Origin of the sequence: Acidovorax sp. A79 (assembly GCF_041154505.1) — a bacterium.
Lineage (GTDB): Bacteria > Pseudomonadota > Gammaproteobacteria > Burkholderiales > Burkholderiaceae_C > Acidovorax.
Window position 1 is genome coordinate 1,411,415 of record NZ_AP028672.1, and the last position, 15,496, is coordinate 1,426,910.

Consider the following 15,496-nt stretch of genomic DNA (forward strand, 5'->3'; position numbering starts at 1 on the left):
GACTTTCACTAAAAACACCGCCTGGCGCTTATTCCACAAGCGCAATAAGCTATTATTTTCATAGCAAAACATGATCCCACCGTGGGTTCTGGCATGCGGCCCCCCTCCCCGCACCGCGTCGCACCGCCGCATGCTCAGCGCACGCGGCCTCCCGCGTTGTCGGCCAGCACGACCTCGGGCGTCTCGTCCGGGCCCCGGTAGAGCATGAAGCGCATGCGCCCGCCGCGCTTGGCGGCGTACATGGCGCTGTCGGCATGGCGCGAAAGCGCGTCGAAGGTGTCGCCATGCTGGGGGTACAGCGCGATGCCGCCGCTCAGCCCGATCTGCAGCACCCGCCCCGCCAGCTCGAAAGGCAGGTCGCAGGACGCGAGGATCTTGCACGCCACGCTGCACGCGGGCTCGGCGCCGTCCAGCCCCGGCAGCAGCACCACGAATTCGTCGCCGCCCTGGCGGCACACGGTGTCCGAGGCGCGCACGGCGGCCTTCAGGCGCTGGGCGAACTGCACCAGCAGCAGGTCGCCCACATCGTGGCCGAGGGTGTCATTCACGTCCTTGAAGCCGTCCAGGTCCAGGTACATCACGGCCAGGCACTTGCCGTCGCGGCGCGCCTGCGAGATGGCCAGCTGGGCGCGGTCCTGCAGCAGCACGCGGTTGGGCAGGTCGGTCAGCGCGTCGTACTGGGCGAGGTGCGCCATGCGCTCGGCCATGACCACCGATTCGGTCACATCGCGCAGCACGGCCACGGCGCCCGTCACGGCCCCATGGCGGTCGGTGATGGGGCTGGAGGTTTCCTCCACCTGAAAGCGCTGCCCGCTGGTGCGGTGCAGGACCACGCCGCGCACCGCTTCCACCGCCAGGCCCTGCTCCATGGCCTGGCGCAAGGGGCTGGCCAGCACCGCGTCGTTGTCGGGGCTGCGCAGGTTCACTACCTCGTCCACGTTGTGGCCCGCCGCGTCGAAGGCCTGCCAGCCGGTCAGGCGCTCGGCCACCGGGTTCAGGTACGTGACCGCTCCATGGGCGTCCGCGCAGACCACCGCGTCTCCGATGGACTGCAGCGTGAGGCGCACGCGCTCCTTCTCGTCAAACAGTTCGTCCTCCATGCGCTTGCGTTCCGAGATGTCCGTCACCTGCACGAAGATGCCACGCACCTTGCCGCCCTCGGTGTCGGGCAGGTAGGAGGCCATGGTGTGGCGCGCAACGCCATGCACATCCGCGAAGGTGCGCTCGAACAGTTGCGGCTCGCCCAGCAGCGCCCTGTCCAGGAACGGCTTGTTCTGCGCGAACAGCTCCGGCCCGAGCAGGTCGCTCAGGTGCATGCCGGGCATGCGCTCGGGCCGCACGCCGAACCACTCGAAATAGACCTGGTTGGCGAACCGGTTGCGCAGCCCGGCATCCCAGTAGCCGATCATCGAGGGCATGTTGTCGAGAATGGTGCGCGTGTTGCGTTCGGCCTCGCGCAGCCGCGCGGAGACCTGCTGGCGCAGCGTGAGCTCGCGCACGAACAGCGTGGCCAGCCCCACGCAGCTGACCATCAGCAGCAGCGCGAACCCGCCCAGCACCCAGGCGCTGCGGTACCACTTGGCCAGGACGGTGTCGGTGGACTGCGCCACGTTGAGGATCAGCGGATAGCGCCCCACGGGACGGAACGAATACAGGCGCTCCATGCCGTCGATGGTGGACGTGCCGATGAAGGTGCCCGTGCCCTCCTTCTGGAAGCGGATCATGTTGGGGGTGCCCGCCAGGCTGCGGCCCACGTCGGCGTCCCCATAGGGAAACCGGGTGATCACGACGCCGTCGCTGCGAAACAGGTTCACGCCGCTGTGGGGGCCCATGTCGAGCGAACCGAACAGCTCATTGAAATAGCTCAGGCTGATGGCGCCCACCACCACCCCGGCGAAGCTGCCGTCCGGACGGTAGTAGGCGCGCGAGACCGGCAGGATGTTGAGCCCGGTCACGCGCGAGGGCACGGGCTTGCCCACGAACAGGCCCTGGTGCCCGCCCGACTGGAACGCCGTGAAATAGTCGCGGTCCGCGAAGTTGACCCGGCGCGGCGGCAGCGGGCCCGAATCGAGCACCACGTTGCCCAGGGTGTCGAGCACCAGCACATCGCCCGCGCCACGCGCGCGCAGGGAGTTGTCGAACACCACCCGGGCGCGCAGGTCGGGCGGCAAGGCCCACACCTCGGGCCTGCCCACCTCGCGCGCCACGCCTTCCAGCGATTTATCGAACGTGTCGAGCGCCCAGCTCAGCCCCTGCTCCAGCGTGCGCGCGAGATTGGCGTTGGTCTGGGCGGCGTAGTTCCACTCGTCAGCGCGAATGGTCCAGATCGTGCGTGCGAAGAGTGCGCCAATGCCCAGCGAGACCAACAGGGCCAGCCAGATCAGGCGATGGGAAAAGAACTGGCGCAGAAAGGGCATAGAAATATCTTGTAACCATTCTAGGCGTCTACCTGTGGCGTGCCGGGCGGCAAGTCACACCGTATCCCTCGGATTTCGTGGCGTCAATGCGCAGTGGCCCTGGGTGCGGCCGCCACGGCACCCGCGCCGCGCACCTCGATGCGGACCTCGTCCAGCACCTGGCCCTGGACATCGGTGAGCTGCACCACGTGCCGCCCCGGCCAGGGCATCCAGGCCACGCGCGCGCCGCGCCCGAGCGGCCTGCCGTCCATGCGCCACAACCACCCGCTTCCCGTGGCGGTGAACTGCAGGCGCTGGCGCGCGGGAGGGATGTCCGGGTCCAGCGCGATGATGGTGCCAGGGGCCGGCGCCGTGATGCGCGCGCCAAGGCCCGGCGCGGCCGCCCCGGCCTCCCGCCCCGGGGGATGGGGGGTTCTTTTGGCGCTGGCGCTGGTTTCGTCTTGCCCGTTAGCTCCTGAATCAATAGCAAACAGGGGCTGCTGGGTGCCCTCCAGGAACCACTCCTGCCGCGCCGCCTCCAGGGGCTGGCGGGCGTCGCCCGCGCCACCGGGCTGTGGCGCGGCGGGCCCGAATTGCACGGCGGCCCGGGCAAGGCCTGGGGGCGCCTTGGGGGCGCGGCTGGGTTCGCGCGCGTGCAGGAAGCCCATGACCGCGGCCCAGATGGGCGCGGCGCCGCTGGTGCCGCTCACGTCGTGCATGGCCGCGCCGCTGGCATTGCCCACCCATACGCCCACGGTGTAGCGCGCGGACCAGCCCACGGCCCAGTTGTCGCGCATGTCCTTGCTGGTACCGGTCTTCACGGCGGTCCAGAAGCGCGTGGCCAGCACGCTGTCGGTGCCAAAGGTGCGCGCCCGCGCATTGCCGTCGGACAGGATGTCGCCCACGATGAAGACGGCGCGCGGATCGAGCGCGGGGGCGAAGGCCGGGGCCTTGCCGGGGGGCGCCTGGGCCCATGCCACCGGGCTCAGGCGCCCGCCGTTGGCGAGGGTGCGAAACGCGTTGGACAGGTGCAGCAGCGGCACCTCGGGGCTGCCCAGCGCGAGGCTGTAGCCAAAGTAGTCCCCGTTTTCGCGCAGCGGCATGCCCGCCGCGGAGAGCTGGCGATGGAACGCGTCCGGCGTGACCATGACCAGCGTGCGCACCGCCGGCACGTTCAGCGACGCCGCCAGCGCGGTGCGCACCGACACCCAGCCCTTGAACTGGCGGTCGTAGTTCTGCGGGATGTACAGGCCGCCCGCGGTGGCGATGTGCGCGGGCGAATCGTCCACCAGCGAGGCCGCCGTGAGACGCCGCTCGGCGATGGCCTGCGCATACAGGAACGGCTTGAGCGTGGAGCCCGGCTGGCGCGGCGCCAGCACGCCATCCACCTCGCCGGCCTGGCTCAGCGGCCCCGACGAGCCCACCCAGGCCAGCACCGCGCCCGTGGCGTTGTCCAGCACCAGCACCGCGCCGTCTTCCACGTTGCGCCCGCGCAGCTCCCGCAGGTGCTGCTGCAGGGTCTGCACGGCAAAGCGCTGCAGCGGCGCGCGCAGCGTGCTCTGCACGCGCTCGGGCACCACGCCCCCTTCCTTGAAGCGCTGGCGCAGCAAGTGCCGCGCGAAGTGGGGGGCCACGCCCTCGCTCGCATCGAACGCGCGGCGCTGCAGCGCCGCCGTGGCGAACAGGTCCAGGGCATCGCAGTCCACGGGGGGCAGGTGCTGTGCCGGACGGCCGGAGGCCAGGGATGGCGGCCGCGCCGGTGGCTGCTGCGCCCGCATGTCGCGCAGCACCCCGCAGGCCCGCTGCGCCACCAGGCCGGGGCGCGCGTTGGGCGCGCGCACCAGCGCGGCCGCCACGGCCGCCTCGCGCTCGTCCAGGCCATGGGCGGCCTTGCCGAACAGCGTGCGACTCAGGGCGTCGATGCCCACCAGTTCGCTGCGAAAGGGCACGAGGTTGAGGTAGGCCTCCAGGATCTGGTCCTTGCGCCAGCGCCGGTCCAGCACCTGTGCGGCCACCGTCTGGCCGAGCTTTTGCGCCACCGAGCGCCCGCCCGGCCCCTGGCGCCAGTCCCCATCGAGCAGGCCCGCCAGCTGCATGGTGATGGTGCTGGCCCCGCGCGTGCGCTGGTTCCACAGGTTGCCCCAGGCGGCGGCCGAGGCGGCTTGCCAGTCCACCCCGCTGTGCTCGAAGAAACGCTTGTCCTCGCTGAGCACCAGGGCCGTGCGCAGCGCGGGTGAAATGTCGGCCAGCGCCACCCACTGGCCACGGCGCACGGTGGTGTCGGTGCGCAGGCGCTGCAGCACCTCGCCCTCGCGCGAGAGGAGCACGGTGTCGGACGGTCTGAAGTCCGCGCGCACCTCCTCGAAAGTCGCGATGGCCGCCGCGGGCGCCGCCAGGAAGGCGGACAGGGCCGCCACGGCCCACCCCTTGTACGGCCTGCGCGCCCGCCCGGGCACCACGGGCCGGCCACGGTCAGTCATCCCGATGCTCCCGGTCGAACCGCGTTTCGGCCTCGGTCAGGTGGCGCAGCAGCACGTGCGAGATCAGGTTGACCCCGATGCCGCCGAACACCACCGGCAGGATATACAGGGCAATCGACAGCTCGGAGATGAACACCGCGTCGTCCGCCAGCGACGGCGTGCCTTTGGCCAGGGCCGCGAGCGATTGCAGCAGGTACACGTCCACGCCCGCGATCAGCACCAGCGCCACGCCAAAACCCAGCACCGCCATGCGCGAGATCGAGCGCGTGGCCAGCAGCAGCCCATAGATGCCCGCGGGCAGCACCAGGGAAAACGCCACCAGCAGCCAGAACCGCAGTTCCACGAAGACACTGAGGCTCATGGCGCGCGGCTCCGGGGACGGCTCATGACGGGGCGTGGCACGGCGCCGCGGCTACCTGGCCGCCTCCACCTTGACCCGCGCGTTGGGCAGCTCGCCGAACATCTCGGGCGCGTACATGGCCTCCACGCGGCTCGGGGGCAGCGCGAAATCGCCCACGTTGTTCAGGCGCACGGTGTACTCCATCTTGACCGTGCCCTTGGGCAGGTACTCGTAGTAGCTGCGGAAGGCCTCGAAGCTGCGCTCCTCGAACGCGGGCCAGCCCGCGCCGCTCTTCGCCTTCTCGCCCTGCGTGGCGATGGCCGAGTCGCGGCCCAGGCCGCTGCCCAGGATGGTGGCGCCGCCCGGGACCGGGTCGGTGATGGCCACCCAGGTCATGTCGGCGCTGGCGTTCACCTCCAGGGTCACGCGCAGCACGTCGCCGCGCGTGTACTGGCCTGCGGGCAGCGACTTGTTGGCCTGCTCCACCGGCGTGACGGTCTTCTTGATGGCATAGCCTGCGGCAAACGGCGCCTTGAGCTGGATGGCGGCCACGGACTGCAGGGTGAGCCACGGCTTGCCCGGCCCTTGGTGAGCCACCGCCAGGCTTTCCTTGCCACCCGCTTTGCCCCAGGCCAGGAACATGTCGTTGTTCTTGAGGTTGCCGGGCGATGCGGGGGCTCCGAACCAGGTCGTCTGGTGCGCGGCGCCCGTGGCGTCACTGGCCTTCACGCGCTCGACCTTGCTCCAGTCCACGGTGGCACTGCTGCCAGACATCGTGGCCTTGGTGGTGCCCGAGACCGGCACGGCCTCGAACTTGGCGCTGAATTTCTCCAGCGCCAGCCCGCCCCACAGGTTGGCCGTGGTGGTGTGCCAGGCGCCGGCCTGCTGGCGGCTGATGAAGCCGTTGGCCAGGCGGCCCATGTCGTCCTTCCAGGCCGGGTCGTCCATCACCGCGAGCATCAGGCGCGCGGTGTTCACGTCGCCGTTCTGCATCAGCCACCACCAGTAGTCGTCCTGCTCGGTGCTGAAGATCAGCTTGGTGCCCTGGAACGACAGGCGGCTGCGCAGGATCTGCAGGGCTTCGGCCAGGCGCTTGTCGCGCTCGGGCACGTCGGCCACGCGTTTGAGCACGTTCACCCAGTCGATCACCGTGTGCGTGGGCCACTGGTTGGGCGCGATGGTGATGCTGCCGACCATCCGGCCCTGGGCCTTGCCGTAGCGCGAGAGCGCCTCCAGCGCGGCCACCTTGCGCATGTCCAGGTCCTTGCGCGGGCTCCAGAAGCTGCGCTGGATGCGGCCTTCCACGAACGCGATCAAGCCGCGCTCCATGGGCGCGCGGGCCTCGTCGGGCAGGGCAAACGCGGGGTTGAGGCTGGCCGCCTCGTGCGTGGCCGCCAGCACGTAGGCCGTGAGCGTGTCGCTGCCCCGGTTGGCGTCGCCGTCGCGCGGCGGGAAGTAGTTGGCCAGGCCGTCGCTGTCCAGGTAGGTGGGCAACTGCGCCACCACGGTCTGCCACAGCGCGCCGTCACGCAGGCCCACGGCCTTGCTGGTCTTTTGCTCCAGGCAGGCGAACGGGTAGCGGGCCCACCAGTCGCGCACGCCGGGCAGGCCCTCGGCCAGCTTGGGCTGCAGCGACATCTTGAGGCCGCCCCGGCCCGGCAGCGCATCGGCGGGCGGGTTCACGTCCAGGCTGAAGCTGCCGTCCACCTGCACGAGCGTGGCCTGCTGCACCGTGAGCGGCACGGCGGGGATGATGCGCTGGCGTGCCTTGAGGGCATCGCGCGCGCCGCTGACGGTGTCCTTGGCCTCGATCTCCCACAGGATGGACTCGGAGCGCGTCTGCGCCAGCTGGGCCGGCGCGGTGACGTTCCAGGCCACCTCGCGCGACTCGCCGGCGGGGATGTCGACGGTCTGGGGCTTGAGCTCCAGCAGCGTGGCGCGCGGCGCTACCTCGACCCTCATCGCCGCCTTGGTGGTGTTGCGCAGCGTGATCTGCGCGCGGAACTGGTCGTCCTCGCGCACCAGGGGCGGCAGGCCGCTGATGATCTGCAAATCCTGCGTGGCGCGGATGCTGGTGCTGCCGGTGCCGAACAGGCCGGTGGACGCATCGGCCACCGCCACGATCTTGAACGTGGTCAGCGCGTCATTGAGCGGCACCGTCACCTTGGCCTGGCCGTTGGCGTCCAGCTGCAGGGCCGGCTCCCAGAGCAGCAGCGTGTCGAGCAGCTCGCGCGTCTGCGCCCTGCCCCCTCCGCCGCCGGCAGGCACGGCCTTCTTGCCATAGTGGCGCCGGCCGATGATCTCCATCTGCGCGGTGGAGGTCTCCACGCCCCAGCTGCGGCGCTGGAGCATGGCTTCGAGCAGGTTCCAGCTGTTGTTGGGCATCAGCTCCAGCAGCGCCTGGTCCACGGCGGCCACGGCCACCTCGGCATTGGCGGCGGGCTTGCCGCCCGGCAGCGTGGCGGTGATGGTGACCTGCGCCTTGCCGCGCACGGCATAGCTTTCCTTGTCGGCCGCCACCTTCACGCTGATCTGGTGGGCCTGCGTGCCCACGCGGATCTCGGCCAGGCCCAGCCGGAAGGCGGGCTTGGACAGGTCCACCAGCGCCGTGGGCGCCTGGTACTCCTTGCCCTCGTACCAGAACGAGGTCCACCACTCGCGCGGCGCCTTGAAGCCCCAGGTGAAGAAGCTGTACCACGGCACCTCGCGCAGGCGCCCGCGCAGGGCCAGCACGCTCACGTACACGTTCGGGCCCCAATCCGGCTGCACCTTCAGGCTCACCGTCGGGTCCTGGCCGTTGAGCTGCACCACCTGGGTGTCGATGACGCCCTCGCGCTCCACCGCCACCAGTGCCGTGGCAAAGCGGAACGGCATGCGCACCTGGAACTTGGCGGTCTCGCCCGGCTGGTAGCTTTTCTTCTCGGGCAGCAGGTCGATGCGGTCGTGGTCCTCGCCGCCAAACCACAGCTCGCCCTGGCGCGTGACCCACACCGACGAGGCGGCCACGCTGGTGTTGCCGTCGCGGTCGGTGGCCGTGACCACCAGTTCCACCTCGCCGGGCTCGTCCAGCCTGGACTCGCACAGCAGCAGGCCGCGCGCGTCGCTCTTGCCGCTGCACAGCGTGCCCAGGTCTTTCGTTTCGGTCTGGTTGTCATAGCTGTAGAAGCCGCCCACCATGCGCTTGCGCGTGGTGGTCGTGATGCGCGCGATGGCCTGCACCTGCAGCGAGGTGTCGGCGGCGGGCTTGCCGTCGTGCTGCAGCGCCAGGGCCTGGTAGCGGATCTTCTGGCGGGCCGAGACCCAGCCCTCGGTCTTCACGCCCGCCACCACGCCGGCGGGCCACAGCGTGTGCGTGCCGCGCAGGGTCTGCACCTCGCCGTTGGGGTCGGCATACGTGGCCTCCATCAGCAATTCCTGTGGTTCGCGCGCCTGGGGCACGTTGTCGATGGTCAGCTTGCCCGCCCCGTCCTTGTTCAGCGTGAGCGGCAGCTTGTCGGCGATCACGCGCGCGTCCTGGCTGGCGGCGGGCTCCTCGTCGTCGCCACCCGCGCTGGAGGCCTGCGCGCGCTTGCGCGGAGGGTTGAAGCTGAAGGCCTCGTAGTCGGCGTACTGCAGGCTCTTGCCGCGCACCAGGGCGGACACCCGCACCGGCAGATGGGCCGCGCCGCCGCCCGCCACGTAATTGACCTGCACGTCGGTGGGCACCGAGCGCACGCGCACCAGCGCCTTCTTGTCGGCCGGCGCAATGCGCCCTTCGAGCACCGGCAGGCGGAATTCCTCCACGCGGAACTCGCCCGAGCTGAAGCTGCGCTCATTGTCGGAATCGCTGCGCAGCTCCACCTGGTACACGCCGAGCTTGGCGGCGGGCGGCACGGCGAAGCTGCTCTGCGCGCTCAGCCCCCCGGTGGCGGTCGCGCGCCATGCGAGGCTCTGGGTGAATTGCTGGCCGCTGCCCACATGGGTGATGACCAGGGTCTCGGGCCGCTGCGCGGGCAGCGCGAACCCCTGGCGGGTTTCAGAGCGCAGCACGTGCTTCATCGACACGGTTTCGCCCGCCCGGAACAGGGTGCGGTCGAAGATGGTGTGGGCCCGCTCGCTGGGGCGCGGGGCGCTGTTCGTGGGCACGTTGAAGCGCCAGGGCTCGATGCCGCGCTGCCAGTCGCTCCAGGTGAAGGCCATGTCCTCCACGCCGTCGTCGCCCTTGTGGCGCGCACTCACGAAATAGGCCTGGCCGCCATCGCCGCCGTGGTAGGCATCGCCGCAGCGCGGCGGTTCGGACGACAGGCCCTCGATGTTCGCGACCCCCTGGTCGTTGGTGATGGCCTGCGCCAGCTCGTTGCCCTTGCAGTCGGACACACGCACCGTGGCGCCCTGCACCGGCTGGCCCTTGTCGAGCGTGGTCACCCAGGCCAGTGCGTTCTCGCGGCCCAGCTTGAAATGCACGCCCAGGTTGGTGACCAGGGCCGAGGTGCGCACATACATCGTGCGGGCATCGCCATGGCGTTCGTCGAGCAGCGAGGCGCCCAGCTTCTGCGAGGCGATCTCCACCACGTGGAACCCAGGCGTGAGGGGAATGCCCACCACCTCGAACGGGCGCGGGTCGTTGCCGGAAGGCCTGGGCAGGTCCAGCGTCTTCACCCCGCCCTTGCCCGCCAGCAGCGACAGCATGCGCGACTGCACGTACTCCTTGTCCTCGTCCAGCGCCTTGGGCAGCGGGCCGCTCACGTCCTGCCGCGCCTGCTTGCGGTTCACCACGTAGTTGTCATAGCGCTGCACCTTGCGGAACCACGCGATGATGTCCGCATCGGTGCGGGGCTTGAGCGTGCTCACCTTGCCTGCCGGCGCCTCGGCGCCCGGCTGCAGCCCCTGCACGCGCAGCGCCGCCTCGACATTGCGCAGCGTCACCGGCAGCAGCGCGGGGGGCTTGTCGGAGCGCGGCCCCTCGGCAAAACGCTCCACGATGCCGAACGGCGCCGCCGCGAACTTGGCCAGCGGCGGCATGCCGCCCGTGGCCACCTTCAGCGGAAAGCTGTCGGCATTGCGCAGCGGACGGCCCGAGGCGTCCTTGAGGTCCTTGGGCAGCTCCAGCGTGAACGCCGTGTTCTCGGCCAGGGGCGCGGCGAACTGCACGCTGTTCACCAGCGCATCGCCCGCCTGGCCGTCGCCCGCGCCTTCCATCCGGGGCTGGAGCGTCTCCTTGGCCGATTTGAGGCGGATGGCCGCTGCAAGCTTGCGCGGCACGGGGGCATTGAAGGACAGCTGCAGCGGACGGATGGGCAGGCAGGCCGCCTGCGCGTTCTCCCGCTCACAGCTGAATTCGGCCGAGAAGGGCTCGCGCACCTTGAAGTCAAAGCGTTTTTCCACCGCGTTGGCCACCCCGCTGGGCGTGGCGACGCCCTTGCCGAACACGACCTGCATGCGCGAACCGGACGTGAACCGCCGGTTGCAGGCCAGCGCGGCGTACTGCAGGGGCTCCTGCGCGGCGCTTTTCTCCAGGCCCAGCGCCTTCAGGATCTCGGCCCGCTGCGCGCCCTCGATCAACCGGACCGGGATGCGCTCGCCCACGCCTTCGGCCGTGCACCACACATTGCCCTGCACGCTGGCGGTGGTGGCGGGGCCATTGAGCTGCAGCACGAAGAACTGCTCTTCGTCGATCTCCTGGTAGGGGTTCGGGCGGATGGCCTGCACGAATGGCCCTCCGCTATTGAATTGATAGCTTTTCGCGCCCGTCAATTCAGCACCAGCGGCCGATTTGAACCCTGCCCTGACGGTGGCGGTGCAGCGCACCCCCGGCGGCAGGTCGCGCTCGAAGTCGAACACCCACTCGCGCTCTCCCGTCCAGCGGCCCGTGCCCTTGGTGGCCCCGGCATCGCTGCAGCTCAGGGCCAGCGGCGCGGGCGCCTTGGGGTCGCCAAAGTTGACGGCAGCGGCATCGAACTTGGCCACCACCTGCCGCACCCGGGCCACTTCGCCCTGCGGCGAAAAGCTGGTGATCTGCAGGGCCTGCGCCCCCCAGGCCGCCAGCGACAGGCTGGTGGCCAGCATCCATTTCTTTGCGTTCACGCTGTCCCCTCCGAAGGAACCGGCAAGCGTAACAAAACGGCACTGCACCCGGCGCGGCGTTGCAAGCGCTTACGTATCCGGCCAGCCGGCCGGATCACCGCCCGCCGACGACGGCCCGATACGGTGGCGTCCTACCCCGCGGCGGCGTGTGGCCCTCAAAGATGGGGGTTTGTTTCCCTTCCTTCCCACCGTTCAGGAGCGCCCATGGCACGAACCCCCACCACCCGCGGCGCGGCAAAGAAGACGCTGCCCGCTGCTCCCTCCTCCACCCAGGCCGACACCTACCGCGGCAACGCGGGCGAGTTGCAGCAGCAAGCTGGCGGCAAGCACCCCGTGCTCACCACGCAGCTGGGCATTCCCGTGGCGGACAACCAGAACTCCCTGCGTTCGTCGCCACGCGGCCCCACGCTGCTCGAGGATTTCATCCTGCGCGAGAAGATCACCCACTTCGACCACGAGCGCATTCCCGAGCGCATCGTGCACGCGCGCGGCTCGGCGGCCCACGGTTTCTTCGAGCTCACCCATTCCCTCAAGCAGTACACCACCGCCCGCGTGCTCACGGAGGTGGGCGTTCAGACACCCGTGTTCACGCGCTTTTCCACCGTGGCGGGCGGCGCCGGTTCGGTGGACACGCCGCGCGACGTGCGCGGCTTCGCCGTCAAGTTCTATACCCCCGAGGGCAACTGGGACCTGGTGGGCAACAACATCCCCGTGTTCTTCATCCAGGACGCGATGAAGTTTCCCGACCTCGTGCACGCCGTCAAGATGGAGCCCGACCGTGCGTTTCCCCAGGCGGCCAGCGCGCACGACACCTTCTGGGATTTCATCTCGCTGATGCCCGAGTCGCTGCACATGATCATGTGGGCGATGAGCGACCGCACCATCCCGCGCAGCCTGCGCATGATGGAGGGCTTCGGCGTGCACAGCTTCCGCCTGATCAATGCCGCGGGCGACAGCACCTTCGTGAAATTCCACTGGCGCCCCAAGCTGGGCATCCAGTCCACGGTGTGGGACGAGGCCGTGAAGCTGCAGGCGGCGGACAACGACTTCCACCGACGCGACCTGTTCGAGGCCATCGAGGCGGGCGATTTCCCGGAATGGGAGCTGTCCGTGCAGCTCTTCACCGAAGAGGATGCGGAGCGCTTTCCGTTCGACCACCTGGACCCCACCAAGCTCGTTCCCGAGGAACTGGTGCCGCTGCAGCCCGTGGGCCGCATGGTGCTCAACCGCTGGCCCGACAACTTCTTCGCGGAGACCGAGCAGGTGGCCTATTGCCCCGCCAATGTGCCGCCAGGCATCGACTTCAGCAACGACCCGCTGCTGCAGGGCCGCCTGTTCTCGTACCTGGACACGCAGCTGTCGCGCCTGGGCGGGCCCAACTTCGCGCAGATTCCCATCAATGCGCCCAAGTGCCCCTTTCACAACATGCAGCGCGACGGCCACATGCAGATGCAGGTGCCCAAGGGCCGCGTGAACTACGAGCCCAGCAGCCTGCAGTCCGATACGCCGCGCGCCTCGCAGGCGCTGGGAATGCGGCATTTCGCGCAAGGGGACGACGGCGCCAAGGGGCGCATCCGCGCCGAGAGCTTCGCCGACCACTACAGCCAGGCGCGCATGTTCTTTCGCAGCCAGAGCCCGCTAGAGCAGGCGCACATGGCGTCCGCGCTGGTGTTCGAATTGTCCAAGGTGGGCACGCCGCATGTGCGCGAGGCCGTGGTGGGCCACCTGCAGCATGTGGACCCCGAGCTGGCCCGGCGCGTGGCCGACGGGCTGGGCCTGCAGGCCCTGCCCCCCGCCCCGCCGGTGGCCGATCCGGTGCAGGACCTGCCGCCCTCTCCCGCGCTGCGCATCATCGACCGCATGAAGCCCACGCTGCAGGGCCGCTGCATCGGCATCCTGGTGGCCGACGGCTCCAACGGCAACACGGTGGCCAACCTGCGCAAGGCGGCGGAGAAGGCCGGCGCCACCGTCAAGATCGTGGCGCCCAAGGTGGGCGGTGCCCGGCTCAGGGACGGCACCCAGCTGCCCGCCGACGGGCAGCTGCAAGGCACGCCATCGGTGGTGTTCGACGCCGTGGCCTCGGTGCTGTCGCCCGAGATGGGCGCGCAGCTGGCCCAGGAGGCCGCCGCCGTGGACTGGTTCCGCGACGCGTTCGGGCACCTCAAGGCCATCGCGGCCTGCAAGGGCACCCAGGCCATCCTGCAGGCCGGGGGCATCGAGCCCGATGCGGGCGTGGTGGACCCGGCCGACGTGCAGGGCTTCCTGGCTGCCGCGCAGACCCGCCAATGGGAGCGCGAACCCAGGGTCCGCACCCTCGCATGAACGAACACCCCCTGCGCACACCCCATTGCCAACCCAACCACCGAAGGAGAAACCATGCCCAAAGCCCACTATGACAGCCACCAGCTTGATGATCTCGTGCTCCAGATGATGGAGACCGAACTCGGCGGCGAGCAGGTGTACCGCACCGCGCTCACCTGCGCCGTGAACCCGGATCTCAAGAAGGAATGGCAGACCTATCTGGAAGAAACCCTGACCCACCAGGAGGTGGTGCGCAGCCTGTGCGACGCCCTGGGCCTGGACCCGGCCGCGCAGTCACCCAGCCGGGCGGTGGTCAAGCACATCGGCGAATCCCTGGTCAAGGCCATGCTGCTGGCGAAACAGGGGGGCGACCCCGCCGCCGCCCAGCTGGTGGCCTGCGAATGCGTGGTGCACGCCGAGACCAAGGACCACGCCAACTGGGAACTGCTGGGCAAGGTGGCCGAGGTGGCCACGGGGGACGTGGGCCAGACGCTGAAAGCGGCCCACAAGGCCGTGGAAAAGGACGAGGACCACCACCTCTACCACACCAAGGGCTGGTGCCGCGAACTGGCCATTGAGGCGCTGGGCATGCCCGCCGTGCTGCCGCCGCCCGAAGAGGTCAAGAAGGTGGAAACCGCCATCGGCGCGTCGCGCGCCGAGCAGCAGCGCGAGGCCATGCTGTAGCCGGACAAGCCGCGGGGGGGGCGCCGCCAGGCGCTCCATGCCAAAGCTACAAAAACAATAGCCGCCAGCGCTTGATTGACAAGCGCTGGCGGCTATTTCATTGCCCGGCCGCGCTGGCGCCACGGCCCTTCGGAACCCCCACTACTGGGCCACGAACCCGCTCGTCTTGATGATGCGGGTCCAGGCGTCGGTGTAGGAAGCCTGGCGGGCGGCCAGCTGCTGGGGCGACATGTGGCCCACGGTGAGCCCCATGGCGGTGAGGTGGTCACGCACGTCGGGCATGGCCACGACCTTGGCCAGCGCGGCCGAGAAGTCGGTGATGAACTTCTGCGGCGTGCCGGTGGGTGCGTAGATGCCGTAGTACGGCAGGTCCTCGAAGCCCTTGAGGCCCATCTCGTCGAACGTGGGCACGTCGGGCATGGCCGCCTGGCGCCTGGTGCCCAGCACGCCCACCACGCGCACCTTGCCGGCCTTGTGGTTCTCCATGAAGTCCTGCACCGAGGCCACGCCCGCGCTGATCTGGTTGCCCAGCATGTCGGCCATCATGGGCGCACTGCCCCGGTAGGGGGCCGAGACCAGGTCCAGCTGGTACTTCTGGCCCAGCAGCTTGACCAGGAACTCGGGCGTGGAGGCGGGTGCCGGAATGCCGACCGCGCCCTTGCCGTGGCCACTGGCCTTCACCCAGGCCACGTACTCGGGGAACGACTTCGCCGGCGTGCCGCCCGAGACGGCGAACGCGTTCACGAAGGTGGCGAAGCCACCCACGGGCACGAAGTCGCGCACCGGATCAAAGCCCGGGTTCTTCACCACCTGCGGCAGGATGGAGATGGTGTGGTCGTGCGTGAGGAACAGCGTGGTGCCGTCCGGCGCCGAGGCCTTGAGCGCCTGCGCGGCGATCTGGCCGCCCGCACCGGGGCGGTTTTCCACCACCACGGGCTGGCCCAATTCGTCCTTGAGCTTCTCGGCGAGCGTGCGCGCGATCGCATCGGTGCCGCCGCCGGGCGGGAAACCCACCAGCAGGCGGATGGGCTTGGGTGCCTGGGCAAAGGCCAGCCCCACGGTCAGCGCGGCGCCCACCAGGGCGGTGGTGCGCAAAAGACGGGACAGCAGGCTGCGGCGGAAAGTGGTCGTCATGGCAGAACTCCGGTTTGTTCGAATGTGGTCGCTGGGGTGCGCATCCGCACACCTAGCACGGTTCAGGCCAGCGGCCCCGGCGCACCAGGGGCCGCCCC

7 protein-coding genes are annotated in these 15,496 nt (G+C 69.8%); 2 read left to right on the plus strand and 5 right to left on the minus strand.

The features are described from left to right. Positions 1 to 134: 134 nt before the first annotated feature. The 4 genes from ACAM51_RS06400 to ACAM51_RS06415 all read right to left on the minus strand — a co-directional run bounded on the left by ACAM51_RS06400 (position 135) and on the right by ACAM51_RS06415 (position 11,261). Positions 135 to 2,417 (minus strand): diguanylate cyclase, encoded by a 2,283-nt coding sequence (locus ACAM51_RS06400; RefSeq protein WP_369643038.1) that lies wholly within the window; start codon positions 2,415 to 2,417, stop codon positions 135 to 137. A gap of 83 nt (positions 2,418 to 2,500) precedes the next feature. Beyond that, a complete protein-coding gene (pbpC, locus tag ACAM51_RS06405; RefSeq protein WP_369643039.1) occupies positions 2,501 to 4,876 on the minus strand; it encodes a penicillin-binding protein 1C in 2,376 nt (791 codons plus the stop codon). Beyond that, complete coding sequence (locus ACAM51_RS06410) at positions 4,869 to 5,237, minus strand: hypothetical protein (protein ID WP_218295651.1); 369 nt, start codon at positions 5,235 to 5,237, stop codon at positions 4,869 to 4,871. The genes pbpC and ACAM51_RS06410 overlap by 8 nt, the downstream gene beginning before the upstream one ends. A gap of 51 nt (positions 5,238 to 5,288) precedes the next feature. Further along, positions 5,289 to 11,261, minus strand: a complete 5,973-nt coding sequence (locus ACAM51_RS06415) for an MG2 domain-containing protein (RefSeq protein WP_369643780.1) — start codon at positions 11,259 to 11,261, stop codon at positions 5,289 to 5,291. Positions 11,262 to 11,483: 222 nt separating this feature from the next. Between ACAM51_RS06415 and ACAM51_RS06420 the strand changes: the two genes are divergently transcribed. Both ACAM51_RS06420 and ACAM51_RS06425 read left to right on the plus strand, forming a co-directional pair. After that, positions 11,484 to 13,601, plus strand: coding sequence for a catalase (locus tag ACAM51_RS06420; protein WP_369643040.1), 2,118 nt, complete (start codon positions 11,484 to 11,486; stop codon positions 13,599 to 13,601). A 54-nt stretch (positions 13,602 to 13,655) separates the two neighbouring features. Beyond that, positions 13,656 to 14,264, plus strand: coding sequence for a hypothetical protein (locus ACAM51_RS06425; protein ID WP_218295653.1), 609 nt, complete (start codon positions 13,656 to 13,658; stop codon positions 14,262 to 14,264). Positions 14,265 to 14,405: 141 nt separating this feature from the next. Here ACAM51_RS06425 and ACAM51_RS06430 read toward each other — a convergent pair whose 3' ends face one another. Then, positions 14,406 to 15,398, minus strand: a complete 993-nt coding sequence (locus tag ACAM51_RS06430; protein WP_218295654.1) for a Bug family tripartite tricarboxylate transporter substrate binding protein — start codon at positions 15,396 to 15,398, stop codon at positions 14,406 to 14,408. Positions 15,399 to 15,496 lie beyond the last annotated feature (98 nt).

What these genes read in the sequence shown, in the direction of transcription:
- ACAM51_RS06425 (WP_218295653.1), top strand. Translation starts at nt 13,656, where the DNA reads ATGCCCAAAGCCCACTATGACAGCCACCAGCTTGATGATCTCGTGCTC.
- ACAM51_RS06410 (WP_218295651.1), bottom strand. Translation starts at nt 5,237, where the DNA reads ATGAGCCTCAGTGTCTTCGTGGAACTGCGGTTCTGGCTGCTGGTGGCG.
- ACAM51_RS06400 (WP_369643038.1), bottom strand. Translation starts at nt 2,417, where the DNA reads ATGCCCTTTCTGCGCCAGTTCTTTTCCCATCGCCTGATCTGGCTGGCC.
- ACAM51_RS06430 (WP_218295654.1), bottom strand. Translation starts at nt 15,398, where the DNA reads ATGACGACCACTTTCCGCCGCAGCCTGCTGTCCCGTCTTTTGCGCACC.
- ACAM51_RS06415 (WP_369643780.1), bottom strand. Translation starts at nt 11,261, where the DNA reads ATGCTGGCCACCAGCCTGTCGCTGGCGGCCTGGGGGGCGCAGGCCCTG.
- ACAM51_RS06420 (WP_369643040.1), top strand. Translation starts at nt 11,484, where the DNA reads ATGGCACGAACCCCCACCACCCGCGGCGCGGCAAAGAAGACGCTGCCC.
- pbpC (WP_369643039.1), bottom strand. Translation starts at nt 4,876, where the DNA reads ATGACTGACCGTGGCCGGCCCGTGGTGCCCGGGCGGGCGCGCAGGCCG.